The following is a 26,871-nucleotide window of genomic DNA, read 5'->3' as shown; positions in this document are numbered from 1 at the left end:
CCCCTCAAGCTGTGTAAAATGAGGGAGATAATACCTGATAGATAAGAAAATCGACGACAACTTTTATTCCATTTCGCTATAAATAAGCTCAATACTAACAATTTTACTTCTATTTAAAGTGATTTTATAACGCTGATACTTTATCTCTTCGTCATTTTGATATGAAAGCACTACATTTAGTTGATAGCGCCGCTCCACACTCTGTTTAGATATTTTATTATTATCAATATGATACAGTTTACCTTCACCTTTTTTTAAGTTCCGCGCAAACGCCGCTAAACTAAATTGTAAGGTCTGTTGCAAGCTATCATAACCAGGTAAAAACTCTTTTGCATTAACCCGAATTTCACTGGCAAAGTGCAGCCATTGCGCTGCTTGTTTATTTTGTTGACGTCGTTTTGAAAATATTTTTCGTACATCCTCTGGAATATGTTTAAAGCGTGTATATTCAAGCCAGATGTATTGTGTAGCTATTTTATCTTTGGTTACACTATTTCGAAATTGAAACCGCCATTTTGGCCGCCCTTTCACAATCGCGCGCCAAATAACTCGTGTTATATCTTCTTTAAAAATTTCTCGCATCCCGTAAATAGCGCCCAAAATGATCACTAATGTTGCAGTCACTTCGGTAAATGAGATCCGCGCATTCAGAACCACAACCATAACAAGCGCCATTATAATCGCTGTAACGGTTCCTTTAACCAATCGTTTTAAATAACTATTAAGGTAACGAGTATTACGATTTAACACCACACCATGCTCAATCAAACGCTGTAAAAGACGCATCTTATTGGTGATCCGGTTTGCATCCTGAAGGGTTGATTCCGAGTTATATTGCAGCTCATGTCGATAATCTTGCTCGGCTTTACAAAAATTCATCAGATCATTACGCTCTTTCGCGTAATCACTGCTACGAGGCCCTTCGTCAAGTAATTTTAAAAACGACTGCTCAATATGCCAACTCAGATAGTTATCTGCATTGGTATAAAACGAGATCAGTTTTTCATCATCTGGTGTGTAACGCCTTAGTTTTTTAAGTAAGCTTTGACTTTGTTCACATAATTCAATAGCGCGCTGATAAAACTCATCAACTTCTTCAATCTTCAATGTATCTTTGATATCGGTATCAATCGCTAGGCGGACTTGATAACAATACAAATTGAGGTTTTGCCGATAGTCTTGTTGTTCACCTTTATTTTTACTAACAAAGCGGCTGCGCACTAAAGGTAAATGGATATTATTGGCGTTATACGCTAAATACGATTTGAAGTGGTTATTAAAATACGATTCTTCTGTTAACGTTTGCGGATTGATGCCCATTTCATTCGGAATAGAAAAATACATATCAATGCGCTGTTCAGAGCGCGGGCTCAATTCAGGTTCAATTATAAAGGATAAGTTTTCATCCTGTTTTAGCAATCAGCTCTCCTAATAAGTAAAAAGATGCCTCTAGTTTACTGCCACACTTTCATTTGTTCAATAAAAAAAGGCCTAGTAAAAACTAGGCCTTAGATAAAATCAAAGTTACTTACTGATTAAAGTTTAACATTCACACCAGCAAAGAAACGACGACCTAATACATCATATGTGAACGGATCAGTATTTGAATCGTAGTTACCTGAGTAATAAGGTGGTTGTTTATCAAATAAGTTATTTACACCAGCTGAAACACTCACGATATCATTTATCATATATGAGCCACTTATATCGTGGTATACAATAGATGGAGTCGTTGGTGCAATACATTTACCCGGTTCATTACGACATGTAAAGCTATCCATTCCGGCAATATAACGGGCTTCATACGTTGCATCCCAGCTATCACTGCTTGCTGTAAGGTGGAAGTTTGACTTAAGATCTGCAAAACCACCGCTACCATTTGTAACGTAGCCTTGGTAATCAATCACAGCACCAGTGTCTACTACATACTCGTCTAAATATGTTGTATCTAAGCCTGCTTTCCAAGCTACACCTAATGCATCAAATGAATACGCTAAGTTTAAATCAATACCTGATGTTTTTTCAGAACCGATATTACGTAACTGGTTATTAAATACTATACGACCATCTGGACGTATAAATGCACCGGTATTTTCACACAGTGTAGTACCTGTGCCGCTAGGATTAATACATTGATCAACAACGAATTGACTAGTGTAAGTACTGATCGCATTTTCAATTTCAATATCGTAGTAATCTACTGTCATTGAAAAGCCGCTAATCCACTCAGGCTCATACACAATACCGAATGTTAATGTATCAGCTTCTTCTGGAGTTAAAGCTGTATTACCACCAACAGTAACTTCAGCTTGATCGTCTGCGCCAGGGTAAGTTACACCATCATAAGATATTGCTTTACCAGAATACAATTCATCAACAGTAGGTGCACGGAAAGCTGTTGAACGCACAGCACGCATCATTAGCTCGTCTGTTGCTCTCCAAGTTAAACCTAACTTCCAAGTATTATCTGAACCAAAGGTGCTGTAATCAAAAGCACGAATTGCCGCACTTAATTCAACACTTTGCGCTAAAGGTGCATCTGCTAATAATGGAATTGCAAATTCGACATAAGCTTCATCAACATCAAAGCCGCCACTTGTTGGATCGATACGAGGATCATTACCTAGACCTTGTGCAGCAATTGAGTCAGGATCTTGCCATGCTTTTTCTTGACGATGCTCTACGCCAGCAGCAAATGCAGCATAACCTGCAGGTAGTTCAAACATCTCACCAGACAGTGAACCAGCAACGATAAATAACTGGCTGCCACCTGATTCTTGTTCTTTGTAAATATAAGGATTTACATTTGCTTGAGCCCAATCAGCTTCATTTAAAGGATTAAATGTGCCAGCATCTACGGCCGCTTTTAACGCCGAAACATTGTGAAGATTGCTGGTTTTACTTACTGAATCGTTACGACCAAAATTTGCAGAAAGATCCCAAGAGTAATCATTAATTACACCTTCAGCACCAACAACTATGCGCACAGTATCTACAGTTTGGGTGTAGTTACGAGTACCACTTTCGCTCATACGACGACGGTAGCTAATTGGGTCACCTGCAGCGTAGTTGGTTGGCGTTGTAACATAATCACCATTTGCATCTTCTACAAACGCATTATTAACAACTTGACGTTTATCATACGTTTGGCCTAATAAGCTATTGCCCATAGTGCTTGGATCGTAGTTAAATGCAAAGTTAATTGGTTGTGGAGCTAACTGCTGCTCTGACCAACGTTTAGTATAAGTGAATTCACTGAAGAAATTTGTATCGTCGGTAAGTTCATATGTACCAAGACCCGTAATATTTAAACGATTCATTGGTGTATATAAATAGCTACTTTTTGAGTAGTTGTATGCATCAGCTGCTGTTGTGTAGCGATGTAAAGTACCGCCTAGTCCACTTAAACCACTGTCGTCAGCAACACCCGTCTTCTCTAATTCACCATCTTTATTTAAGATATCAGCCGTCACATTACTTTGAATGTGTCCACCTTCGCTGAATGAAGAACCACCACAATATAGGCCATTTGCGCCTTCTAGTAGTGGGCAGCTTGAGAAGTCACGATCACTTTGGCTTGCTTGGCCACGATTAGTGTACTGAGCACCAAAAACAATGTTACCTTTATCAAAAGAAGTACCAACTGTAAAATCAATTGAATTTTCAGTTGCATCATGCTTTGAAGTCATTGCAGTGTTTACATTTAAATCTAAACCTTCAAAGTCATTTTTAAGGATGATGTTTACAACACCTGCCACAGCATCAGTACCATAAACAGCAGAAGCACCATCTTTAAGTACTTCAATTTGCTTGATCATTGATACTGGAATAGTGTTTAAATCAACGGTAGACGCTGCACCAGTCCCTGAGTTGATCATACGACGACCGTTAACAAGCACTAAAGTACGTTGAGAACCTAAACCGCGAAGGTTAATCGATGCGTTACCGCCAGATCCATTATTAACACCAGGGTTTGTCATTGCGCCGCCTGTAGCGGTCATCTTTTGTAATACGCTATCGATGCTTGTTGCACCCATTGCTTTAATATCATCGGCGCCAATTAATGTAACTGGGCTAGCGGTTTCCATATCTGAACGCTTAATGCGAGAACCCGTTACTTGAATTTTTTCGATAGTTTGCGCCGCATTTTCAGCTGCTGCTACTTGCATTGTTGAAAACATAGGAATAGCTGTGACAACAGCTAAGCCAATCATAGATTTTTTCATGTGAAACCCTACTTGTTGGAGAAATACCTTGCTCAGGTAGCGCTCGTTTTATTTGAGAATATCGAGTCAGCGATGGCAACTTAGGCGGATTTAACTGAATGAAATCTGAATGAGTGGTCAATGATTATCTTTGCGATTATTGATAAACCTGCAACAGGTACGTTAGTTAATGAATGTTTCATTGTTAACTAGTTAATACACTTTAAGTTCATAAACTTAAGGACAAACAAAAACATTTTAAACATGTATGAAATCAAACTAATGGATTTTGTAATTATATGTAATTAACGTATAAAAAATACCTAAATCAGAAAATTTCACAAGTTAATCACATCATTTTATTAAAACTGCAAAACTGACCAACAACTGCTAACCATAGTTATGCAATAATTTTGCGTATTTAAGCTCTATGCAACTTTTTTGATAGCAATGTAGTGGTTTTTAGCTTTGTTCATTGCAGCTTAATGTCAAAATAAGGTGGTTTTATGCGCACTCTATAAATTTAACTGAAAATATAAAAACGAGGCGAGACTTAAACTGAAAACTCTGATTTACAAATAGATACTCAACTTAATATTTAGCGTCTTATTTCAGTAAATATTGCTTTGAAGTGTTTTGATGGGTTAAAGGTTCAATTAAAAAAATGGGTCCAATGCATTATTAATGCATGAAGTCAGCTAATACTTAGCTAATGAAGGTACCAAAAATTGCGTGTATGGATGGGTAGAATAAGTGATAACGGACATTTGTAACTCTATGCCCTAAGCTTCGGATAGCAAACTTCTTAACCAACACTCCGATTTGATATGGATTAAACTGATATCAATAAGTCGCATCAAAGTAATAAAATATCTGCTTAAGTTGGCCCTGTGGATTTTTAACTTCGAGTGTCAACTTCCAGGTCATATTACGCTCGGAACAAATGCCAACCATACCTTGCGCGACTAAAATATCATTACGCGGCTCAAACAACACTGGAATATATCCCATATACATAGTGATACCTTCAAGCTTAGCACTGTGAACTAACAATGTGCTTGGTAACGATAAATGTATTTCAAAAGGCGTCTCTGGTGTTATTTGTTGCTCACTCAACCAAATTTTCACCTGATTATCATACTCGCATAACTGATTTGGCCGACAACTTGCATCTTGGGTTTGCGCTTCTATACTTAGCGGTTGTGGGCCACACGCCATTAACATATGCAATGCGCTTAAAAACACAACTAAAAGCTTAATTGGCATAGTATTCCTTAGATAAATTAAAGGCCGATACTAATCAGCGTACTGTTAAAATACAACCACTGAACAAAATTCTTACACAAATGTACAAAAGTGTGTCAAAAAATAGCCAACTGCATGTGAAAAATTGATTGATGTCATAATTTTATGCAATTGACCTATCTTTTTTAGGCCAAAAATTTTATCATTTCCCCGCAAAAATAAGGGTTTCTCGAGTTTGTTTTCTGAAGCAGTCAAGGCATTGAGGGTTTTTTGATAACATACTTGAGAATAATAGTAGGCCCCACTTTATAAAGTGGGTAATTCATTTCTAAACGCATTTATTGCAGCGGAAGCCAGAAAATGAGCCAAACAGTAGCATCACAAACTGAGTACAACTATAAGGTTGTACGCCAATTCGCTATTATGACAGTGATTTGGGGCATCGTTGGCATGAGTATTGGGGTTCTGATTGCTGCCCAATTAGCTTGGCCAGCACTTAACTTTGATACACCATGGTTAACATACTCTCGACTACGTCCGTTACACACGAACGCAGTTATTTTCGCATTTGGTACCAGTGCACTTTTTGCAACATCTTATTATGTTGTTCAACGTACTTGTCAAACGCGCCTTCTTTCCGACAAATTAGCCGCCTTTACATTTTGGGGCTGGCAGTTAGTTATCGTACTTGCGGTTATCACTCTACCTCTAGGTATAACAAGTTCAAAAGAATATGCTGAGCTTGAGTGGCCAATCGATATTCTAATCGCTATTGTCTGGGTTACCTATGCAGTTGTATTTATGGGCACCATTGCTAAACGTAAAGTGTCTCATATCTATGTTGCTAACTGGTTCTATGCTGGCTTTATCATTACTGTTGCAGTACTTCATATTGTTAACAGCATGGCAGTACCAGTATCACTGACTAAGTCATACTCAATCTACGCCGGTGCAGTAGATGCTATGGTTCAGTGGTGGTACGGTCATAACGCTGTAGGTTTCCTATTAACAGCTGGTTTCTTGGGTATGATGTATTATTTCGTGCCTAAACAAGCTGGTCGTCCAGTTTATTCATACCGTTTATCAGTTGTTCACTTTTGGGCATTGATATCACTGTATATCTGGGCTGGTCCTCACCACTTACACTACACTGCACTTCCTGATTGGACACAAAGTTTAGGTATGGTGATGTCAATCATCTTATTCGTTCCATCTTGGGGTGGTATGATCAACGGTATCATGACGTTATCTGGTGCATGGCATAAACTACGTACTGATCCAGTACTACGTTTCTTAGTTGTATCGTTGTCTTTCTATGGTATGTCGACCTTCGAAGGCCCAATGATGGCAATTAAATCAGTTAATGCTCTTTCTCATTACACTGATTGGACTGTTGGCCACGTTCACTCTGGTGCGCTTGGTTGGGTTGCAATGATTTCTATCGGTGCTATTTACCACCTTATCCCTGCGTTATTTTCACAAGGTCGTATGTATAGCGTGAAACTTGTTAATACACACTTCTGGTTACACACTGTGGGTGTTGTACTTTACATTGTAGCAATGTGGATCTCAGGTGTTATGCAAGGTCTAATGTGGCGTGCAGTAAATGCCGACGGTACATTAATGTACAGCTTTGTACAGTCGCTACAAGCATCACATCCTTTCTATGTTATGCGCTTCTTAGGCGGTGTATTCATCGTCACAGGCATGCTGGTTATGGCTTATAACGTTTACCGTACAATTTCAGCGAAGAATGATTCGTTGAAATTAGATGCGCAAGCACAATTAGCATAACGGAGTGAGATGATGAGCAATAAAAATTCACAAAACAAACATGAAATAGTCGAAAAAAATATCGGCCTTATGGCTATCTTGACTGTTTTTGCTATCAGCTTCGGCGCATTAGTAGAGATCACTCCACTGATGTTCCAAGACGATACAACAAAGCCAGTGGATGGTTTACGTCCACTAAACGCGCTGGAAATGGAAGGCCGCGATATCTATGTACGTGAAGGTTGTTATAACTGTCACTCACAAATGATCCGCCCTTTCCGTGATGAAGTAGAACGTTACGGTCACTACTCTGTTGCTGGTGAATCAGTATGGGATCACCCATTTCAATGGGGTTCTAAACGTACTGGTCCTGACCTAGCACGCGTAGGTAAACGTTACTCGGATGACTGGCATTATGCTCACTTAGTGAATCCACGTGCTGTGGTTCCTGAGTCAAACATGCCAGGTTTCCCTTGGTTAGCAGAGGATCGTGTTGACACTAGCCTTACTCTGAAAAAGCTTAAAATTTTCCGTGATACATTTGCTATTAATCCACAAAACCCAGCTCACCCTGGTTTAGGATATGGTAGTGATGAAGAACTAATCGCTGATGTTGCTAAAGTTGATGCAATGAATGACGGTAAAGGTGCGACAGAAATACAAGCCCTTATCGCTTATTTGCAACAACTTGGCACGCACTTGAAGTAATTAATTATGGATTACGGAACATACAGAGGCATTTTAACTCTGGTAATTTTAGTACTATTTATTGTCATTGTTGTGTGGGCATATAGCAAGCGTAGTAAAACTCGTTTTAAAGACGCCGCTAATGTCATCTTTGAAGATGAGAAAAAACACAACGATACAATCTCTAACGAGGAAAAGGGGTCTGAGAAATGACTAGCTTTTGGAGTATATGGGTTATTGTATTAACCCTTGCATGCTTATTTATCATTTTTGGCTTACTAGTGTGGAATTTAACAAACTACACTGGTGTTAAAGAAGGTGAAAGCTGCGGGCACGAATTTGATGGTATTGAAGAACTAAATAATCCGCTACCTAAGTGGTGGACTTACATGTTCTTTGCAACATTTGTATGGTCAGTTTACTACTTAGCAGCATACCCAGGTTTAGGTAATTGGGAAGGTATTGCTAAATGGAGTAGCTCTAACCAAGGTATTACCTCTTTAGCTGAATCTAAAAAAGCAGTTGAAGAAGCCAAAGCGAATGGTGAATTTGTAAAGCTTGATAAAGAATATGAAGCTGCAGATGAGCGTTTTGGTCCTATTTTTGCCGCTTATGCTCAGCAAGATATCGAAACGCTTGTTACTGATGAAAAAGCACTGGAAATTGGCCAGCGTTTATTCGCACAAAACTGTTCGCAGTGTCATGGTTCTGATGCCCGTGGTGGTCAAGGCTTCCCTAACCTAACTGATAAAGATTGGTTGTACGGTGGCACGCCAGATAAAATCAAAGAAACACTGTTACATGGTCGTATTGCTGCAATGCCACCTTGGGGTGCTGCATTGGGTGAGCAAGGCGTTAAAGAAATGACTGCTCATGTACTAAGTTTATCAGGTCGTACCGTTAACCAAAAAGACGCAGCCGCAGGTGCAGCTAAGTTTGCAATGTGTGCCGCGTGTCATGGTGCTGATGGTAAAGGTTCAGTTGCACATAATTTACCGTTTGGTGCACCTAACTTAACTGATAACATCTGGCTATATGGTGGTTCTCAACGTGCTGTTGAAGAAACACTTAACAACGGTCGTGCCGGTGTTATGCCAGCTTGGAAAGACATTTTAGGTGAAGAAAAAATTCATCTATTAACTGCATACGTTTATAGTTTATCGCAAGATAAATAACTAAAACGTTAATAGAATGTTTATATTTTAATGTTTTAATTCAATAGATTAATTCAGATCAAAAAAGCCTCCATCTGGAGGCTTTTTTTTAGTTTTTTCAACTTAAATCCTATAAAATGCCCTTATCGTAAACTAATTAAGTGTATTTATGACCCCTACTCCTTGGTATAAAAATTTCTGGCCGTGGTTCTTAATCTTTTTTCCGCTAGTTGCCATCATTGGTTGTATTTCCCTTTTTATAACTGCGATCGGCAATGGTCCTGATATGGTGGTTGATGATTACTATAAAAAAGGCAAAGCAATTAACTTAGAACTGAGCAAATTCGAGAAAGCTAAAGCGTTATATTTACATGGTGACTTGCTAATCGAAGCTGATAAAGTCAGCTTTAAATTCAATAAGGGGGACACCAGTAATATCCACTCATTAAAACTATCGTTTTATCACCGAACGATTCAGGCTCATGACTTTAGTACTCATTTAACCCCAAATGCGAATGGTGAATTTACAGCAATTGTCGAACCATATACTGATGGTGCTTATACTGTATTTATTGAGCCGATAGACGGTAGCTGGAAATTAAAAGAAAACATCACTTTGCCAAGTGAGCAAAGTATTGCCATAAGTCCTGAATATAAGTAGTCACCCCATCATGTCTAATAACTGCTTTCATTGCCTTGAAAGTGTACCATCGGGTTTTAACGCTACTGTTGTTATAGACGGTAGCGCGCAACCGATGTGTTGCATAGGCTGTCAAACCGTTGCCGAGACGATTGTTGCTCAAGGCATGACCGATTATTATAAATTCAGAACCGTGCGCGCTGGTAAAGTAGAACAGCTAGTTCCTGAGCAATTAGCATTTATTAGTAGTTACGATAACCCAGATATTCAAGACGAGTTTATTTCTCAAACTAACGATATCAGTGAAGTGTTATTGACCGTTGAAGGGATCACTTGCGCTGCCTGTGCATGGTTGATTGAAAGGCAACTGTTAAACATACCCGCAATCAAACGCGTTGACGTAAATACATCAACAAACCGCGCGATGATCCAATGGCATAAAGATCAGACACCATTAAGCGACATTATCAAATCGTTATTAGAAATTGGCTACAAGGCCTACCCGTTTCAAGTCGATGTTGAAGCAAGTCAAAAGCAGCTAGTTGCCAAAGCGTATATACGCAGGCTCGGCGTAGCAGGCTTAATGACCATGCAGGTGATGATGTTTGCTTTCGCCATGTACTTTGGCATGTTTTCTGGTATGGAAGAAAACTTTGAACAGTATTTTCGATGGATCAGCTTAATACTCGCTTCACCGGTTATTTTATACAGTGCTATGCCCTTTTTAACTAATGCAATTAATGGCTTAAAAGCCAAGCAGTTAAACATGGATCTTCCTGTATCCCTGGCTATTTTTGGCGCATATGGCGCAAGTAGTTACGCCACCGTGATGGCCGTGGGCGAAGTGTATTTTGAATCAATTTGTATGTTCACCTTCTTATTATTGCTAGGTAAATATTTAGAGTTTAGGGCTCGACTGAAAGCCAGTGAGTTTACTGCTAACTTACAAAAGTTATTACCACTTACAGCCCGTACTTTGGATGAAAACGGCCACGAACATATTATTGCAGCTAAAAAATTAAAACTCGGTGACCGAGTCTTAATTAAAGCCGGAGAAACAATTCCTGCAGATGGTGTTATTTTCTCTGGCAGCACCACCGTTGATGAAGCAATGATGACAGGTGAGCATTTACCAGTTAGTAAGTACATTGATCATCAAGTTTTTGCCGGTACCGTGAATCATGATGGTGTAATTGAAATCCTTATCAATAAAATTGGTCAAAATACTCTTTTAAACCAAATAATTAAATTGCAGCACAGTGCGCTTGCCACCCGTCCTAAACTGGTGGAAATCACCGACAAAGTGGCACAGTGGTTTGTTGCCTGCTTGCTGGTATTTGCCTCACTTACCGCCATCGGCTGGTATCAAGTTGACCCTGAACATGCCTTTTGGATCACCATTGCGGTCCTTGTTGCAACTTGCCCATGTGCGCTAAGTTTAGCAATTCCAACCGCCTTAACCTGCGCGGTGGCTACCTTAACCCGCAAAGGAATACTCATTAAGCAGTCTCATGTGCTAGAAACACTACCACAATTAACGCGCGTTGCTTTTGATAAAACAGGCACGTTAACACAGGGGCGTTTTAGCCTAGATGCTGTGGACTTATTAGCAAATTCTTTATCTAAAAAACAGATTTTGGCTCTTGCAGCACAACTTGAAAGTTACTCCGAACACCCTATTGCGACTGCATTTAATGAGTTCACACCCACACAGCGCGACTTAACGAATATTAAAATTCATCCTGGCTGTGGCATCACCGGTGAAGATGACAATCATAACTATGCAATTGGTAAAAGTGGTTGGTTCAACAGTAAAAAAAGTAATGCTCAAGCAACGTTCTACATTGATCAACAACCGGTTGCTAATTTTTACTTTGTAGATGAAGTAAAAAGTAATGCTGCAAACTTAATTACCTCTTTACAACAGCAAGGCTTAACCTGCCACATGCTAACTGGGGACGCCTCAAATGCAGGGCAACAAATTGCTAAGAAGCTCAAACTTGATAGCTTTAAAGTAGGCTGTCTACCAGAGGATAAACAAAGCGAAGTGAAGCTGTGGTCAAGCCAAGGTGAAATTGTTGCTATGGTAGGAGATGGTGTCAACGACAGTCCAGTGTTTAATAGCGCGCATTTATCTATCGCAATGGAAACTGGCGCTGATATTTCCAAAAACACCGCTGATGTGGTATTACTCAATAGTGATTTAGCCGCTATAGAGCATTTATTGACGGTATCGAAAAAAACACGCCGAATAATAAAGCAAAATTTAGCGCTTTCATTGCTCTATAATGGTTCAATCTTACCGCTTGCGGCATTAGGCCTAGTTGCACCTTGGATGGCTGTGATTGGGATGTCTGCCAGTTCCATCATAGTGATCAGTAACTCACTAAGGTTATTAAAATTATGAGTATAATTTATATTCTAGTTCCAATTGCTATTTTATTTGTACTGATCGCGATTGGGGTGTTTTTTTGGGCCGTTCGCGGTGAACAATTTTCAGATTTAAACAAACAAGGTCATAGCATTTTGTTTGAAGATGATAAAGAGCAGCACAAAAAAAGTAATGATTGACCCCTTATTTGTCAGCGCTTTTATCATGGGCCTTATTGGCAGCGGACATTGCATAGCAATGTGTGGTGGTATTGCCAGCTCCTTACAATTAGCCACAGATAAAACCCGACCATTGCAGTACTCCATTGCGTATAACATCGGTCGTGCCGGCAGTTATATGCTCGCAGGGGCGCTCGTTGCTGGGATCAGCAGCCATTTTGCCACCCAAAGTCATTGGTTCGCGTTAATTTTAGCGTTTTTAAGTGGCCTGTTTATGATTTTGGTTGGCTTGTATATCATGCGGTTAGGCGCAAGCTTACAATGGCTGGAATCGCTAGGGAAAACCTTGGTGTGGCAGCACTTGGTAAAACTAAATCGTTTTATAATGCCAATCAACTCATTACCTAAAGCAATGGCTTATGGCGCATTATGGGGTTGGTTACCCTGTGGTTTAGTTTATTCAGCGCTAACCTGGGCGATGACCAGCAACACAGCCCTTGATGGCGCTCTAGTCATGCTATTTTTCGCGCTTGGTACGTTTCCCGCGATGTTAAGTATCGGCATGGGCGCACAAGTATTACATAAAGTATTAAATCACCCATGGGCACGAATAGCACTGGGCAGTGTACTTATTTGGTACGGGATTTATTTACTTATCATTGCAACTGACAAGCTGCTGCATTAATCTTAACAAATTAATGTGACAACATTTAATGGACTGAACTAATGGATTTATATCAAAACAAAGCCAAAAATAATTGCACAATCAGCTGCAATGACTGCAGCATAAGTCAACTGTGCTTACCTTTTACCCTCAATGGGCAAGAAATGGATAAACTTGATGAAATCATTGAGCGTAAAAAACCATTACACAAAGGGGATTTTCTTTTTGAATCAGGAGCGCCACTGAACGCTATTTTTGCTGTTCGCTCTGGTTCATTTAAGTCCTACACCCTTTCAGAGCAAGGTGACGAACAAATTACTGGCTTTCATCTCGCAGGTGATTTAATCGGCTTTGATGCAATAAATAAAATGGCACACCAAAGCTTTTCTCAAGCGCTCGAAACCTCAATGGTATGCGAAATTCCATTTGAAACACTCGATGACCTAGCGGGTAAATTACCAAAACTACGCCAGCAGATTATGCGCCTGATGAGCAGTGAAATTAACTACGACCAAGAAATGTTTTTGTCACTGAATAAAAAATCAGCCGAAGAGCGCTTAGCTAGTTTTATCTACAACTTGTCAAATCGCTTTGGCGAACGCGGGTTTTCTCGTAAAGAGTTTCGCTTTACCATGACCCGTGGTGAAATTGGTAATTACCTTGGTTTAACCGTTGAAACGATTAGCCGTTTACTGAGTCGTTTTCAAAAAGCTGCTTTAATAAAAGTGGAAGGTAAGTTTATCACTATTCTAGATAGTGATGGGTTATCCGCAGCTGCAGCAATCCACCCAAAATAAACTTGATCTAGCGCAACTAGTTGTTAGCTGTTACTTTAACTACTCACGTTATACGTTACACTCTAGCTATAAAGTAGTTAAAGGAGCAGCTTATGAACACCATCAAACAAATACTCGCCATTATTGATCCAACCGCTGAGTCTCAGCATGGTTTATCTCGATCTATCGAATTAGCCAAAAAGTCCGGTGCCAGTATCACCGCTTTTATGAGCATTTATGATTTTTCCTATGAGATGACGACCATGCTCTCTGGCGATGAGCGCGAGGCAATGCGCAATGCCGTCGTTAAAGACCGTCAGTTATGGCTGGATGAAATTTTGCAACACTACCCAGACGTCGATATTAACAGCCAAGTGGTTTGGCATAATCGCACTTATGAAGCGATCATCGATACGGTAATAGACCAACAGTTTGATTTGGTTGTAAAAGGAACTCACCAGCACGATACACTTAAGTCAGTAATTTTTACTCCAACCGATTGGCATTTAATTCGTAAATGCCCAGCCCCGGTATTATTGGTAAAAGAGCACGCTTGGCCTTCGCAGGGTAATATTTTAGCTGCTGTTAACGCTGTAAGTGAAAACCAACAGCACCTTGATTTAAACCATCGTATTATTCAAGATGCGCAGTTTTTATGTGAACTGGCTAACGCAAGCCTTAGTATCGTTAACGCCTATCCTGCGACACCGGTAAACATTGCAATTGAAATCCCTGAGTTTAACCCCAGTATTTATAACGAGTCGGTTAAAAAACACCATATAGAATCAACCCATGAGTTAGCAGCTAGTCATCAAATCGCCCAGCAAAACTGTGTCATAGAAGAAGGTTTACCAGAGGACGTGATCCCGGATGTAGCAAAGCGCCTTAATAGTGAATTAGTGGTAATTGGTACGGTTGGCCGCACTGGATTAAGTGCAGCCTTAGTAGGTAACACCGCAGAGCATGTTATTGACAGCCTTGATTGTGACGTATTAGCCTTAAAACCCGATGGCTATGTGAGCCCGCTGGCAAAAGATTAAATAAATTTTGTTGATTGAAACTTTAGGCATATAATACGCCCCTTTATTTTACCCATAGTTCTAAAGGGGGCGTAATGTCGCATTCTGTTCAAGCCAAAGCTCAACATAGCTTATCTAAGTTACAAAAACGCTTACGTCGTCAAACCGGTCAAGCGGTGATGGACTTCAATATGATTGAAGAAGGCGACCGTATCATGGTGTGCCTCTCTGGTGGAAAAGACAGTTATACTCTACTTGACATGCTGCAGCATTTACAGCGTGTTGCACCTATTAAATTTGATTTGTTTGTTGTTAACCTTGATCAAAAGCAACCAGGCTTTCCTGAACATGTATTGCCAGCATATTTAGACACTCAGAATATTGAATACAAAATTGTTGAAGAAGACACCTACAGTATAGTGACTGATATTATTCCTGAAGGTAAAACAACCTGTTCGCTATGCTCACGCTTACGTCGCGGCATTTTATATCGTACCGCAAATGAAATGGGGGCCACTAAAATCGCCTTAGGTCATCATCGCGACGATATGATCGAAACCCTATTCTTAAATATGTTTTATGGTGGCAAACTGAAAAGCATGCCAGCTAAATTAATGAGCGATAACGGCGAGCACATGGTAATTCGTCCATTAGCCTACTGTAAAGAAACAGATATTGAACAATATGCTATCAGCCAAGCATACCCTATCATTCCATGTAATCTGTGTGGCTCACAAGAAAATCTGCAACGCAAACATACCAAAGCGATGCTTGCACAGTGGGATATTGAGCACCCTGGTCGTATTGAGAGTATTTTTACTGCAATGCAAAATGTTGTGCCTTCGCATCTAGCAGATAATGAGTTATTTGATTTCACCAACTTAAAAACCGGTGAAGTAATTGATGGCGGCGATATTGCGCTTGATAAACCAGACATACCAAAACAACCTGTACTCAACGATGATGAAACAGCTGACGTTGTGACAATTAATTTAAGTTAACAAATTAACTTAAAGAATAAAAATGCCGCGTATATCGCGGCATTTTTGTTTTTCGTTGATAAAGTCAGTTACGGCATATCCATCAACGCTTGGCTTTGCTCATCGACCTTAACTTGATAGTTTTCATGTCTTAAACCAAGTAACTGCGGTAACGTTGCAGCAATACAAATTGACGATAATGTTCCCACAACAATTCCTACAAATAGTGCGATAGAAAACCCCTGTAACGGCGCACCAGCCAATAACCACACACTCGCCACTGTTGCAAGAGTAGTGCCTGAGGTGATAAAAGTACGGGTCAAAGTGCTCTTAATTGATTCATTGATCACCGTATTCACGCTAGCTTGTTGTGTTGTGGAATCTAAGCGCAGTAGCTCGCGTACCCTGTCCCCGACAATAATTGAATCATTTAATGAATAACCAATGATTGCCAGTAAACTCGCTAACACGGTTAAGTTAAAATCAAGCTGTAACCATGCAAATAAACCAACTACCACCACCACGTCATGCATTAAAGCCACAACCGATCCCAACGCTAAACGCCACTCAAAGCGTAGCGCTAAATAAATCATCACGGCAACCATTGCCGCAAATAATGCCAAACAGCCTTGTTCAAATAATTCATCGCCAACTTGAGAGCCTAAGTAAGAAGATGACAACACTTCAGCACCCAATGTCTCATCTTGCGTAAGCGTTGCTAACCAAGGCGATGTACTGGCTTGCTCTGCCTCTCTTAACTGAAAGTGCTGGCTAGATTGAGCGCTTAAGGTAAAGTCATCATGGTGATAATAACTAATTTTTTTCGCCAGCTCAGCCTCACTAATTGGCACTGCAGTGGTAAACTCAGTTAAATAGCCACCAGTAAAATCAAGGCCGAAATTCAATCCTTTTGTAGCAACCCCTATTACAGAGAGCAGCACTAGTAGGATAGATAAAACCAACCCCGATAAACGTAAGCGGGTTGTGGTGCTCATTTTTTCATTTGAATTGCTCATGCGCGAGCTCCTCGCTTATTTGCCAATTTTAAATACAAAGTCTGACTCAACGCCTTAGAAACATACACCCCGGTAAATACGCTAGTTATTAGCCCTAACGCCAGCGTAATTGCAAAGCCTTTGATTGGCCCATAGCCAATACCATATAAAATAATTGCCGTGATCATAGTGGTAATATTAGCATCAAAAATTGTCGCAAATGCTTGTTGGTAGCCCTGCTCTATCGCTTGATATGGTGCTCGGCCTTTACGGCGCTCTTCTTTGATCCGCTCAAAAATAATAACATTAGTATCAACAGCCATACCGATTGTCAGTACCAGCCCGGCGATGCCCGGTAAAGTTAGCACCACGCCAGGCAGCAGTGACATTAATCCTACTAAAGCTGTTAAATTCAATAATAAGGCAATATTTGCCACCAGCCCTAAACGGCGATACCACAGCGCCATAAAGGCTAATGTAATACCCATTCCCAACATTAAGGCCGCGAGCCCATTATGTATGTTATCTGCGCCCAAGCTTGGCCCAATGGTTTGTTCTTGTACGATTGTCACCGGCGCAGTTAATGAACCTGCACGTAATAGCAATGCTAAATCCTGCGCCGCTTGTGGGCTTTGCATATTAGTAATACTAAATTGGCTACTCAAATGTTGAGCTATATTGGCAACATTAATCACTTCACTTTTTTTAACTACTTCACCTTTGACATTTTTATAATATTCAGAATACACCGTTACCATTGGTTTACCGATATTACGTTTTGAAAATGCTGACATCGCCTCGCCACCTTGGCTATCAAGGCTAAGTTGCACTAGCGGCTTGCCCCATTCATCGCGCCCTGCATGGGCATTATTGATGTGTTGTCCCGAAAAAATAGCAATTGGGTCTAAATTGATCGAGCCACCATTTTGCAGGTTAAAGGTTTTTCCGCCGATTTCTTTAAGCTGATAAAAATCAAGCGACGCTGTTGCACCTATAATACGTTTTGCTTCACTTGGATCTTGTACACCGGGTAACTCAATACGAATACGTTGTTTACCTTGGCGCTGGGTAACTGCTTCAGTAATGCCTAATTCTTCAATACGGCCTCTTAAAGTGGTTAAGGTTTGACTCATTACTTCTTTATCAAACGCATTACTACCTTGTTCACTAAAACTAAATGCAACCGTTGTTAGATTACCCTGTGAATGCGCAGTTGCCATTAAACGCTCAAAACGCTTTAGAACATTCGCCTGTACTGCGGCTAAGTCACTTTTAGCAGCAGGCAACGCGTGTAATTCAAAACCATGGGCATTTTTTTGTACACGAACACCTCTGGCTTTTTCATCACGAATAATTGTTTTAGTTTGTTCATACGCACTATCAAGTTGCTCTTGTTGCGCTTTCACTAAATCAACATCTAATACAAATAACACACCACCATTAAGATCAAGACCTAATTTTATAGGTGCTAATCCTAAGCTTTGTAACCAATCGGGACTTGTTTGATGCGTGACTATTTTTGCATTCAACTGCGTAAATTCACTTTTTAACGCTTGTTGCGCTGCGGCACTTTTGGTTGGCTCTTGTAGTAACACATTTAATGAAAGGCTGTTTTGCGCCACTTGAATTGATTGCTCAACCAGAAACCCATGTTGATTTAAAAAATCAATAACAGATTTTTGCGAAGGAGTATTCGCTAGTAACTGCTGTGAATGTGGCTGGCTCTGCGTTGTACTCAGATGCAGCCACGATTTTGCTGGATATAAATTTGGTAAGGCACTGATAGCTAATAATACCAGCGCCAAAAACATCGCCATATAGCTTATTTTAAAACGCTGTAGCTGCGGTTTTTTTGATGAATTTTTTAACATATTGCTTCCTTTAAACTAATGCAAGCATCGGTTTCTCGCCTCATAGGCGCAGTAATTTATTTGCTTTAGTTGAATGACTAAAACATCGAAAAAATTAGTAGGAAGAGTTAACTGAAGTAAGTAAGTACTGCACGGTATTGTAAGTTGGCGTCTTTCCAACCACTAATCCGTGATTTTTTACCTTCGTAGGCTACAAACCAAGGTAATGTTATTGGCGGTTCAAGGGGTTGTAAGTAAAGTTGGCGCGCAAGGCTAGGTACAAAAAACTCAAATATTGCCACATAACTTGGCTCAACTTGGCTTTGATACAGAAATAACGATGAATTACTCGCTGAAAAGCGTGGCTGTAAAGACTCAAACCCCGCGCCTTCTGTTTGTTGATCAGCCGCCGCAATTGGTATCTTCTTGGTAAAAGGGGTGCTATCTGATACTGAAGTATCAAATACCTTAACCTCTAAAACACTCAAATCAGATAACATCGCCGACTGAAAAAAAGCGGTAGGCTGGCTCACATTAGTCTCAGCGTTGCTCACAGCATTAGCCTGCACACTAAAAAGTGCAGTAAACAGCAGTAATACAGTAAGGACTAAGCGAAAACGGATCATTTTATTATCTAAATAGTAAGCTGGTATTATAAATGGGGAGTAATTGCCCTATTTCAATAGCTAATTTGCAATTGAACAAAAAAAACCGCAAGTAAAACTACTTACGGCCAAAAATCACAGTCGATAATTAAGCGACTTCAAGTGAGGACATGTCAATGACATAACGATGAGACAAATCACCTTCTTTTAAGCGTTCAAAAGCCTGATTAATATCTGCCATATTGATCATCTCTACTTCCGGTAAAATATTATGCAGCGCACAGAAATTAAGAATTTCTTGAGTTTGTGCAATACCACCAATCAAAGAGCCAGCCACGCGGCGACGCCCCAATAATAATGGCACCGAGTTTGATTCAGCCATCTCACCCACTTGTCCGACTAATACTTGAGTACCATCAATATCTAATAGGGGCATATAAGGGGTAAAGTCATGCTTAACTGGAATAGTATTAATGATCACATCAAACTGATTAGCGTATGCTTTCATGGCTTGTTCGTCTTTAGATACCAGTAAACCTTCAGCACCATATTCCAACGCTTGCTGTTTTTTATCATCTGATCGACTAATAGCTGTCACATGGGCACCCATTGCCGCTGCGATTTTAATTGCCATATGGCCTAACCCACCTAAGCCAATAACGCCAACTCGGCTTCCAGGCCCGACATTAAAAGTACGTAGCGGCGAATAAGTGGTAATACCCGCGCATAAAATTGGCGCACACTTAGCAAGATCAAGTGATTCTGGAACGTTTAAAACAAACTCTTCGCGCACTACAATGTGTTTGGCGTAGCCACCTTTGGTTGATTCACCAGTGATACGATCTTTTCCTGAATAAGTTCCGACCATGCCTTCGCGACAAAATTGCTCTTCGCCTTTGTGGCATTGGTCACACTCAAGGCAGCTATCAACCATACAACCAACTGCTACATTATCGCCAACTTTGTATTTAGTCACTTTGCTGCCAACCTCATCGACACGACCGACAATCTCATGTCCTGGTATAATTGGGTAACTAGTACCACCCCAATCATTATTTACGGTATGTAGATCTGAATGGCACACCCCGCAATATAAGATTTCAATCGCAACATCTTCATCGCGCAAATCGCGTCTTTCAAAATGAAATGGCTCTAATGGCGTATTAGCTTGATTTGCTGCGTATCCGATAGTTTTCATCTGCTTTCCCTTCTTTGTTAAAAACTGAGTTTAATTAACCACTCTAAAACATTGTCTTAAGCTGCCTAAACTGTACTATGTGCTGTTAGTAGTATAGCCCTAGATACAAACTGTTAAAGTTTATACTCTAGGCTACTAGAAAAAGTTTAATGCAGACTTAATAGAGTTAGAGAAAATATGCGCGGAATGGGTAAACAAGAAGCAATAAAACATCATGATGCGATGAATTTAAAGCAAAGCATTGTCACCTTGTGGCCTTACTTAGTTGCTTTTAAAGGCCGTGTAACACTTGCAACACTGGCATTGATCGCCGCAAAGGGTGCCACTTTATTGATGCCATGGGCGCTGAAAGAAATAATCGACAGTGTTGATCCAAGTTTACAAAATATAGTCATCGTACCCATAGCTTTACTGTTACTGTATGGCGGACTACGTTTTGCGAGTGTGTTTTTTGGTGAAGTACGTGATGCGTTGTTTGGTCGTGTAACTGAACATGCTATGCGCCATATTGGCCTAAAAGTATTTAATCACCTACACAGCCTTGAGTTGTCGTTTCATCTTGATAGGCAAACTGGCGGCATTAGCCGTGATATAGAGCGTGGCACCAGTGGCTTAAGCTTCTTAATGCGCTTTTTAATGTTCAATATTGTGCCAACTTTATTTGAAATAGCCGTAGTTGCGATTATTTTTGCAACTTTATTTTCGCCGTGGTTTGCCGTAGTTACCCTGCTTGCAGTGGCTTTATATATTACCTTCACGGTTGTTGTAACACAGTGGCGCAACCGCTTTATTCGCGAAGCAAACCAAGCCGACAATAATAGTAATAGCCGTGCTATTGACAGCTTACTTAATTATGAAACCGTTAAATATTTTAATAATGAAAAGCATGAAGCACAAACTTATGATGGCTTTTTAGCTAGTTGGGAGCAAGCCCGGCTTAAAAACCGCTTATCGTTGCTTGCCCTTAATTCAGGTCAAGCCTTGATCATAGCAGCAGCGATCACCGCTTTAATGTGGCTTGCTAGTATTGAAGTGGTTAAAGGCACACTCTCTATTGGTGAGTTGGTAATGATCAACGCCTATATGATCCAATTATTTTTACCGCTCAATTTTTTAGGCTTTGTTTATCGAGAAATTCGCCGCGCCTTAACCGACCTTGAAAATATGCTCGGACTATTAACCCGTAAACCACTCATTTCAGATAAAGCAAATGCACAACAGCTCAATATACAACACGCTGATATAGAATTTAAAAACGTTAACTTTGGCTACCATCCATCAAGACCTATCATTAAGCAGCTTAGTTTTTCTATTAAAGCAGGCAGCAAAGTCGCGGTGGTGGGCGCCAGCGGTGCAGGAAAAAGCACCCTAGCCCGTTTACTGTATCGCTTTTATGATATTGACAGCGGTGAAATACATATTGATGGTCAACAACTTACTAGCGTCACACTCAACAGCTTGCGACAAGCGATTGCCATTGTGCCACAAGATACTGTGTTATTTAATACCAGCATTCGCGACAACATTGCTTATGGCCGTCCAGATGCTACAGCACAAGACATTGATAATGCTATTAATATGGCGCATTTACGCAGCTTTATTGATAGTTTAGATAAAGGTGATCAAACCCTCGTTGGTGAACGAGGTTTAAAAGTTTCAGGCGGTGAAAAACAACGCATTGCCATAGCCCGAGCCATTTTAAAACGCTCCCCTATTATCATTTTTGACGAAGCAACATCAGCGCTAGACTCTCATTCCGAGCAAGCAATATTAAAAGCCATGTCTGCACTAGCCTCTAATCATACCAGTTTAGTTATTGCCCATCGCTTATCAACAATAACAGATGCAGATACGATTATTGTGCTCAAAGAGGGCCAGCTGATCGAGCAAGGTAAACATGATGAGTTACTTACCCTCAATGGTGAATACGCGCGCATGTGGGAACTTCAACAAAAAACAGCATAAACATGGAGACTCATCTTCGGCGCGGGATACACACTGTATGTCGCGTTGCTTGTTGTTTCACCTAACTGAGAAGTAATTCACCTCAAAAGTTTGTCTGTTTTTAGGTTATCAATAACAATCCGAGTTAGAAAAACGTGAGATAAAAATAATTAAATTACATTCAGGGAAATCCAATGAAGAAAACACTTATTGCAGCAACACTTGCTGCCACATTTCTGACCGGCTGTTCAGAGCCTAAAACAACACAAGCGCAACAGCAGCCTAGTGCCGAAACCCAGACAGCAAAAGCTGAATTAGGTAGCTTTGGGGTAGATTTAACAGCCCGCAATGAAGCCATAAAACCAGGTGATGACTTTTTCATGTACGCCAGTGGCACATGGTATGACAACTACGTTATGCCTGCCGATAAAACTCGCTACGGTGCATTTGCAGGATTGGCAGAGCGCAGCGAAGAGCGTGTTAAGGCAATTATTGAAGAGATCGCAGCCCGAAAAGATTTAAATACTGAAGAAAAGTTAGTTGCCGATTTCTATAACGCGTATATGGATACCGATACCCTTAATAAGCTTGGTGTGTCGCCAATTAAACCACTACTAACGGAAATTAGTAACGTTTCATCAACCGATGATCTAACCAAATTGTTTGGCCAATCGTGGTTAACGGGCGTTAACTCGCCTATTGGTGGTGGCATGTGGTTTAACCGCTTAGACCCAAATAAATATGAAATGTCATTAGGTGCTGGCGGCTTAGGTTTACCAGATCGTTCTTACTACCTTGAAGATTCAGAACGTTTTGTTAAAACTCGTACTGCTTATGTAGCCCATATTGCCGACATGCTTAAATTTGCAGGTGTTGACAATACAACTGAACGTGCTGAGGCAATTTTAGCCCTTGAAACCAAAATAGCACAAGGCCAGTGGCCACGAGAAAAACGTCGTAACCGCGACCTTACCCTAAATCAAATCGAACGCAGCGAGCTGAGCTCTAGCTATCCTGATTTTAATTGGGATCTGTATTTTGAACAAACAGGATACCAAGTACCACAGTTAAATGTATCGCAACCAGAGCCGATCAAAGCCATGATTGCATTGATCAATCAAGAAGATGTTACTGTATGGAAAGATTACTTAACCTATCACGCACTAAGCTCTAATGCAGAGCTACTGTCTGAAGATGTATTCAATACTAACTTCGCATTTTACGGAAAAGAGCTAAATGGCCAGCAAGAGCCTCGCCCACGCTGGAAACGCGCTATCAGCCAAATGTCGAGCACTGATTCATTAGGTTTTGCCATTGGTAAAGTGTATGTAGCACGCTACTTCCCTGAATCATCAAAACAACAAATGTCAGCATTGGTAGAAAACCTGCGAACAGCTCTGGGCGAACGTATTGACAACCTAGACTGGATGGGCGCAGAAACTAAAGTAAATGCCCGCGCTAAACTCGCTGCGTTTGTGCCTAAAATTGGCTATCCCGATGTATGGCAATCATTTGATGGTTTAAGCATAAGTAGCAATGATTTGATGGGCAACATCAAAAATACCCGCGAGTTTTTCCGAGCTGAAAGCGCTGCAAAAGAATTGCAAAAAACCGACCGTAACCGCTGGGGCATGACACCACAACGTGTTAACGCTTACTACAACAGTTCGTTTAACGAAATTGTATTCCCTGCAGCAATTCTACAACCACCATTTTTCGATCCTAATGCCGATCCGGCAGTAAACTATGGTGGCATTGGTGCCGTGATTGGTCATGAAATGGGCCATGGTTTTGACGATCAAGGCTCTAAATCAGATGCTAACGGCGTACAACGTAACTGGTGGACAGATGCCGATCGTGCTGCATTTGATGCCAAAGCCGACCAACTTGCTGCACAATACAGTCAATACGAGCCAATCCCTGGTAACTTCGTTAATGGTCGTAATAGCTTAGGTGAAAACATCGGTGACGTGGGTGGGTTAGCAATGGCTTATCACGCTTACAAACTCAGCCTAAACGGTAAAGAAGCGCCTATTATTGACGGCCTTACGGGCGATCAACGGTTCTTCCTAGCCTGGGCACAAGTATGGAAAGAAAAACGCACTGAGCAAAGCATGTTAAACCAGCTTCGTGGTGGCACACATGCACCCGGTCGCTTTAGAGCACAAGCACCACGTAACCACGATGCATGGTACAAAGCATTCAATGTACAACCGGGTGATGCCTTGTATTTACCAGAAGATCAACGCGTACGTATTTGGTAATATACCCGATACATTTCGATTGAAAATATAACCCGCAACTGCGGGTTATATTTTTTGTGCTGCTTGCTCACTCAAAGCAACTTTAATTCCCACTGAATTCTGTATTTCCAAGCGAGTTGGGTATAGAATACGGCACTACAAAATTTATACTTTTAAAAACATATTTAAGGCGAAACGCAGATGGGAAGAGCTTACCAAAACAAAAAAGATTCAATGGCTAAGACTGCGGGTGCTAAAACTAAAGTTTACTCAAAGTACGGTAAAGAAATTTATATTTGCGCAAAAAATGGTGGTATTGATCCCGATGGCAACCTATCGCTACGTCGTTTAATTGAACGCGCTAAAAAAGATCAAGTACCAGCACACGTAATTGACCGCGCAATTGATAAAGCCAAAGGCGGCGGCGGTGAAGACTACTCAGCAACTCGTTACGAAGGCTATGGCCCTGGTAACTGCATGATCATTGTTGATTGCTTAACTGACAACAACAAACGTACTTTTGCTGATGTACGTGTATGTTTTACTAAAGCAAACGCTAAAATTGGTGCACAAAACTCGGTATCTCACTTATTTGATCATTTAGCTATTTTTGTATTTGATGGCGATGATGACGAAGCCGTGCTTGAAGCACTAATGATGGCTGACGTTGATGTTACTGACGTAGAAGTTGAAGCCGGCAAAGTCACTGTTTTTGCTCCGCATACTGAGTACAACAACACCCGTACCGCACTTGAAGAAATGGGCGTTACTGAGTTTGATGAAGATTTGATCTCTTTTGTGCCGCAAGTTGAAGCACCCATTGCAGGCGAAGACGTAGAAGTAATGGAACGCTTTTTAGCGATGCTTGAAGATTGTGACGACGTACAAAACGTGTACCACAACGCACAATTTTAATTTTATTGACTAAAATTATGACTAAGGCCAACTTGATTGGCCTTTTTATTTTCTTATTGTTAAACCCCTAAATAAATGGATTTGTATTTTGAATACCGTTGAACAGCTTCGTAGTGGTAAATTAGCTGGCACTAAACGTTTACAACTAGTTGAAGAGCTAACCACATTCCCAGACGAAATTTTTACCCTTGCAGATACCCTCGAAGTACTCGATTTATCAAATAATAATTTATCTGATTTGCCCGACGAATTTGCTAGTTTAACTAAATTAAAGCGGGTGTTTTTATCATTCAATCAGTTCCAGCATATTCCTGCTGTATTGGCAAAATGCCCTTCCCTTATTATGATTGCATTTAAAGGCAATAAAATCAGTGAATTTGCCGAGCATAGTTTGCCGCTTTCGACACAATGGTTAATTTTAACTGACAACCATATTGAACAATTGCCAGACTCTTTTGGTGAACTTACGCAACTGCGTAAACTTGCCCTTGCTGGTAATCGACTAACGACTTTGCCACACAGCATGCAGCAGTGCCAAGCGCTTGAACTCGTGCGTTTATCTGCGAATAACTTAACTGATGTTAATGACTGGCTGTTTGAATTACCAAAACTCAGTTGGCTGGCTTTTGCAGGCAATGACTTTAATAAAGCACAAAGTTTACAACAAGTTCAATTAGCAGCCGTACAACTAAACGAGTTTTCACTTGTTGAAAAAATTGGTGAAGGTGCGTCTGGGATTATTCACTTAGCACAGTGGCAGCACAATAATGTGGCGTTAAAACTGTTTAAAGGCGCGATCACCAGTGATGGCTATCCACTTGATGAAGTAAACTGTTGCTTGCAAGCGGGCGAACATAAAAACCTAATAAACGTTCTCGCCTATATCGATAACCCAGAGCAACTTGGTCTGGTTATGGAGCTTATCAGTAAGGACTATCAAAACCTCGGCTTACCGCCGTCACTTGATACTTGCACCCGCGATACCTTTTTTGAGCATACACAGTTCACTGCTCACGCCATTAAACACATTGCTAAGCAAATGGTCAGCACCCTTGCCCACTTACATATCAATAACGTAAGTCATGGCGATGTATATGCGCACAACACCATGATAAACGATGAATACACAGTATTGTTTGGTGACTTTGGCGCAGCAACTAATTTAGACTCTCTGACCGACTATCAGCGCCAACAAATGCAGCGTATTGAAGTCAGAGCGATTGGGTGCTTAATTGATGATTTACTGAGCGTGTGTTCTGAAGTTACGAGCGATGCAACACAGTTAACAACACTTGCTCAACAATGTATGAATGAAGATATGAGCCAACGACCAACTCTTAAAGCACTAATAGAAAAACTATAACTTTTATGCGCGACTCTACCTCTGAGTCGTGCTTTACCGCCTTGCTTTGCTACATAGCTATTAAA

22 protein-coding genes are annotated in these 26,871 nt (G+C 40.6%); 15 read left to right on the top strand and 7 right to left on the bottom strand.

The window, feature by feature from the left end; genetic code table 11:
* Positions 1 to 63: 63 nt before the first annotated feature.
* The 3 genes from H5186_RS00290 to H5186_RS00280 all read right to left on the bottom strand — a co-directional run bounded on the left by H5186_RS00290 (position 64) and on the right by H5186_RS00280 (position 5,471).
* Positions 64 to 1,419: a hypothetical protein gene (locus tag H5186_RS00290; protein WP_182718577.1), complete on the bottom strand. Its 1,356-nt coding sequence runs from the start codon at positions 1,417 to 1,419 to the stop codon at positions 64 to 66.
* 116 nt (positions 1,420 to 1,535) lie between these two features.
* On the bottom strand, positions 1,536 to 4,226 hold the full coding sequence (locus tag H5186_RS00285) for a TonB-dependent receptor (RefSeq protein WP_182718576.1): 2,691 nt from the start codon (positions 4,224 to 4,226) through the stop codon (positions 1,536 to 1,538).
* Positions 4,227 to 5,048: 822 nt separating this feature from the next.
* Positions 5,049 to 5,471, bottom strand: a complete 423-nt coding sequence (locus H5186_RS00280; RefSeq protein WP_182767565.1) for a hypothetical protein — start codon at positions 5,469 to 5,471, stop codon at positions 5,049 to 5,051.
* 339 nt (positions 5,472 to 5,810) lie between these two features.
* Between H5186_RS00280 and ccoN the strand changes: the two genes are divergently transcribed.
* From ccoN to ttcA, 11 genes are all read left to right on the top strand, one after another.
* Positions 5,811 to 7,244: a cytochrome-c oxidase, cbb3-type subunit I gene (ccoN, locus tag H5186_RS00275; RefSeq protein ID WP_149982386.1), complete on the top strand. Its 1,434-nt coding sequence runs from the start codon at positions 5,811 to 5,813 to the stop codon at positions 7,242 to 7,244.
* Positions 7,245 to 7,256: 12 nt separating this feature from the next.
* Complete coding sequence (gene ccoO, locus H5186_RS00270; RefSeq protein WP_149982438.1) at positions 7,257 to 7,931, top strand: cytochrome-c oxidase, cbb3-type subunit II; 675 nt, start codon at positions 7,257 to 7,259, stop codon at positions 7,929 to 7,931.
* A gap of 6 nt (positions 7,932 to 7,937) precedes the next feature.
* Positions 7,938 to 8,123: a cbb3-type cytochrome c oxidase subunit 3 gene (locus H5186_RS00265; protein WP_064667100.1), complete on the top strand. Its 186-nt coding sequence runs from the start codon at positions 7,938 to 7,940 to the stop codon at positions 8,121 to 8,123.
* Positions 8,120 to 9,085, top strand: coding sequence for a cytochrome-c oxidase, cbb3-type subunit III (gene ccoP, locus H5186_RS00260; protein WP_182718575.1), 966 nt, complete (start codon positions 8,120 to 8,122; stop codon positions 9,083 to 9,085). Before H5186_RS00265 ends, ccoP begins: the two co-directional genes overlap by 4 nt.
* Before the next feature lie 148 nt (positions 9,086 to 9,233).
* Entirely contained in the window at positions 9,234 to 9,725 is a 492-nt protein-coding gene (locus H5186_RS00255) for a FixH family protein (RefSeq protein WP_182718574.1), read from the top strand.
* 10 nt (positions 9,726 to 9,735) lie between these two features.
* The gene (locus H5186_RS00250) at positions 9,736 to 12,111 is read left to right on the top strand and encodes a heavy metal translocating P-type ATPase (RefSeq protein WP_182718573.1); all 2,376 of its coding nucleotides are present in this window, start codon (positions 9,736 to 9,738) and stop codon (positions 12,109 to 12,111) included.
* Complete coding sequence (gene ccoS / locus H5186_RS00245; protein WP_145233504.1) at positions 12,108 to 12,275, top strand: cbb3-type cytochrome oxidase assembly protein CcoS; 168 nt, start codon at positions 12,108 to 12,110, stop codon at positions 12,273 to 12,275. Before H5186_RS00250 ends, ccoS begins: the two co-directional genes overlap by 4 nt.
* Positions 12,268 to 12,939 (top strand): sulfite exporter TauE/SafE family protein, encoded by a 672-nt coding sequence (locus H5186_RS00240; protein ID WP_182731415.1) that lies wholly within the window; start codon positions 12,268 to 12,270, stop codon positions 12,937 to 12,939. The genes ccoS and H5186_RS00240 overlap by 8 nt, the downstream gene beginning before the upstream one ends.
* A gap of 41 nt (positions 12,940 to 12,980) precedes the next feature.
* On the top strand, positions 12,981 to 13,715 hold the full coding sequence (locus H5186_RS00235; RefSeq protein WP_145233499.1) for an FNR family transcription factor: 735 nt from the start codon (positions 12,981 to 12,983) through the stop codon (positions 13,713 to 13,715).
* 92 nt (positions 13,716 to 13,807) lie between these two features.
* On the top strand, positions 13,808 to 14,734 hold the full coding sequence (uspE, locus tag H5186_RS00230) for a universal stress protein UspE (RefSeq protein ID WP_182731414.1): 927 nt from the start codon (positions 13,808 to 13,810) through the stop codon (positions 14,732 to 14,734).
* A gap of 74 nt (positions 14,735 to 14,808) precedes the next feature.
* Positions 14,809 to 15,714, top strand: coding sequence for a tRNA 2-thiocytidine(32) synthetase TtcA (gene ttcA, locus H5186_RS00225; protein ID WP_145233494.1), 906 nt, complete (start codon positions 14,809 to 14,811; stop codon positions 15,712 to 15,714).
* A gap of 68 nt (positions 15,715 to 15,782) precedes the next feature.
* Here the strand turns inward: ttcA and secF are convergent, their stop codons facing one another.
* From secF to H5186_RS00205, 4 genes are all read right to left on the bottom strand, one after another.
* Positions 15,783 to 16,709: a protein translocase subunit SecF gene (gene secF, locus H5186_RS00220; protein WP_182793914.1), complete on the bottom strand. Its 927-nt coding sequence runs from the start codon at positions 16,707 to 16,709 to the stop codon at positions 15,783 to 15,785.
* Positions 16,706 to 18,559: a protein translocase subunit SecD gene (gene secD / locus H5186_RS00215; protein ID WP_182793912.1), complete on the bottom strand. Its 1,854-nt coding sequence runs from the start codon at positions 18,557 to 18,559 to the stop codon at positions 16,706 to 16,708. The genes secF and secD overlap by 4 nt, the downstream gene beginning before the upstream one ends.
* Positions 18,560 to 18,666: 107 nt before the next feature.
* Positions 18,667 to 19,164 (bottom strand): hypothetical protein, encoded by a 498-nt coding sequence (locus H5186_RS00210; RefSeq protein WP_182718568.1) that lies wholly within the window; start codon positions 19,162 to 19,164, stop codon positions 18,667 to 18,669.
* Between the two features lie 127 nt (positions 19,165 to 19,291).
* Complete coding sequence (locus tag H5186_RS00205; protein WP_182718567.1) at positions 19,292 to 20,341, bottom strand: NAD(P)-dependent alcohol dehydrogenase; 1,050 nt, start codon at positions 20,339 to 20,341, stop codon at positions 19,292 to 19,294.
* Positions 20,342 to 20,563: 222 nt separating this feature from the next.
* Here H5186_RS00205 and H5186_RS00200 point away from each other — a divergent pair, with 222 nt between their 5' ends.
* From H5186_RS00200 to H5186_RS00185, 4 genes are all read left to right on the top strand, one after another.
* Positions 20,564 to 22,306: an ABC transporter ATP-binding protein/permease gene (locus H5186_RS00200; RefSeq protein ID WP_182740248.1), complete on the top strand. Its 1,743-nt coding sequence runs from the start codon at positions 20,564 to 20,566 to the stop codon at positions 22,304 to 22,306.
* A 173-nt stretch (positions 22,307 to 22,479) separates the two neighbouring features.
* Positions 22,480 to 24,549, top strand: a complete 2,070-nt coding sequence (locus H5186_RS00195; protein ID WP_182718566.1) for a M13 family metallopeptidase — start codon at positions 22,480 to 22,482, stop codon at positions 24,547 to 24,549.
* 180 nt (positions 24,550 to 24,729) lie between these two features.
* Entirely contained in the window at positions 24,730 to 25,443 is a 714-nt protein-coding gene (locus H5186_RS00190; RefSeq protein ID WP_145233481.1) for a YebC/PmpR family DNA-binding transcriptional regulator, read from the top strand.
* Between the two features lie 88 nt (positions 25,444 to 25,531).
* Positions 25,532 to 26,806, top strand: coding sequence for a leucine-rich repeat-containing protein kinase family protein (locus H5186_RS00185; protein ID WP_182718565.1), 1,275 nt, complete (start codon positions 25,532 to 25,534; stop codon positions 26,804 to 26,806).
* Positions 26,807 to 26,871 lie beyond the last annotated feature (65 nt).

It is taken from the genome of Pseudoalteromonas sp. SG41-2, assembly GCF_014164535.1.
Lineage (GTDB): Bacteria > Pseudomonadota > Gammaproteobacteria > Enterobacterales > Alteromonadaceae > Pseudoalteromonas > Pseudoalteromonas rhizosphaerae.
The sequence above is the reverse complement of the archived record's forward strand: the minus strand, read 5'-3'. Positions and strand labels throughout refer to the sequence as shown.

Excerpts from the sequence above, each read along its gene's own strand:
- H5186_RS00235 (WP_145233499.1), top strand. The coding sequence starts at position 12,981 with ATGGATTTATATCAAAACAAAGCCAAAAATAATTGCACAATCAGCTGC.
- H5186_RS00190 (WP_145233481.1), top strand. The coding sequence starts at position 24,730 with ATGGGAAGAGCTTACCAAAACAAAAAAGATTCAATGGCTAAGACTGCG.
- ccoP (WP_182718575.1), top strand. The coding sequence starts at position 8,120 with ATGACTAGCTTTTGGAGTATATGGGTTATTGTATTAACCCTTGCATGC.
- H5186_RS00280 (WP_182767565.1), bottom strand. The coding sequence starts at position 5,471 with ATGCCAATTAAGCTTTTAGTTGTGTTTTTAAGCGCATTGCATATGTTA.
- H5186_RS00210 (WP_182718568.1), bottom strand. The coding sequence starts at position 19,164 with ATGATCCGTTTTCGCTTAGTCCTTACTGTATTACTGCTGTTTACTGCA.
- H5186_RS00265 (WP_064667100.1), top strand. The coding sequence starts at position 7,938 with ATGGATTACGGAACATACAGAGGCATTTTAACTCTGGTAATTTTAGTA.
- H5186_RS00255 (WP_182718574.1), top strand. The coding sequence starts at position 9,234 with ATGACCCCTACTCCTTGGTATAAAAATTTCTGGCCGTGGTTCTTAATC.
- ccoO (WP_149982438.1), top strand. The coding sequence starts at position 7,257 with ATGAGCAATAAAAATTCACAAAACAAACATGAAATAGTCGAAAAAAAT.
- H5186_RS00285 (WP_182718576.1), bottom strand. The coding sequence starts at position 4,226 with ATGAAAAAATCTATGATTGGCTTAGCTGTTGTCACAGCTATTCCTATG.
- secD (WP_182793912.1), bottom strand. The coding sequence starts at position 18,559 with ATGTTAAAAAATTCATCAAAAAAACCGCAGCTACAGCGTTTTAAAATA.
- H5186_RS00250 (WP_182718573.1), top strand. The coding sequence starts at position 9,736 with ATGTCTAATAACTGCTTTCATTGCCTTGAAAGTGTACCATCGGGTTTT.
- H5186_RS00205 (WP_182718567.1), bottom strand. The coding sequence starts at position 20,341 with ATGAAAACTATCGGATACGCAGCAAATCAAGCTAATACGCCATTAGAG.
- H5186_RS00240 (WP_182731415.1), top strand. The coding sequence starts at position 12,268 with ATGATTGACCCCTTATTTGTCAGCGCTTTTATCATGGGCCTTATTGGC.
- secF (WP_182793914.1), bottom strand. The coding sequence starts at position 16,709 with ATGAGCAATTCAAATGAAAAAATGAGCACCACAACCCGCTTACGTTTA.
- H5186_RS00195 (WP_182718566.1), top strand. The coding sequence starts at position 22,480 with ATGAAGAAAACACTTATTGCAGCAACACTTGCTGCCACATTTCTGACC.
- H5186_RS00200 (WP_182740248.1), top strand. The coding sequence starts at position 20,564 with ATGAATTTAAAGCAAAGCATTGTCACCTTGTGGCCTTACTTAGTTGCT.
- ttcA (WP_145233494.1), top strand. The coding sequence starts at position 14,809 with ATGTCGCATTCTGTTCAAGCCAAAGCTCAACATAGCTTATCTAAGTTA.
- uspE (WP_182731414.1), top strand. The coding sequence starts at position 13,808 with ATGAACACCATCAAACAAATACTCGCCATTATTGATCCAACCGCTGAG.
- ccoN (WP_149982386.1), top strand. The coding sequence starts at position 5,811 with ATGAGCCAAACAGTAGCATCACAAACTGAGTACAACTATAAGGTTGTA.
- ccoS (WP_145233504.1), top strand. The coding sequence starts at position 12,108 with ATGAGTATAATTTATATTCTAGTTCCAATTGCTATTTTATTTGTACTG.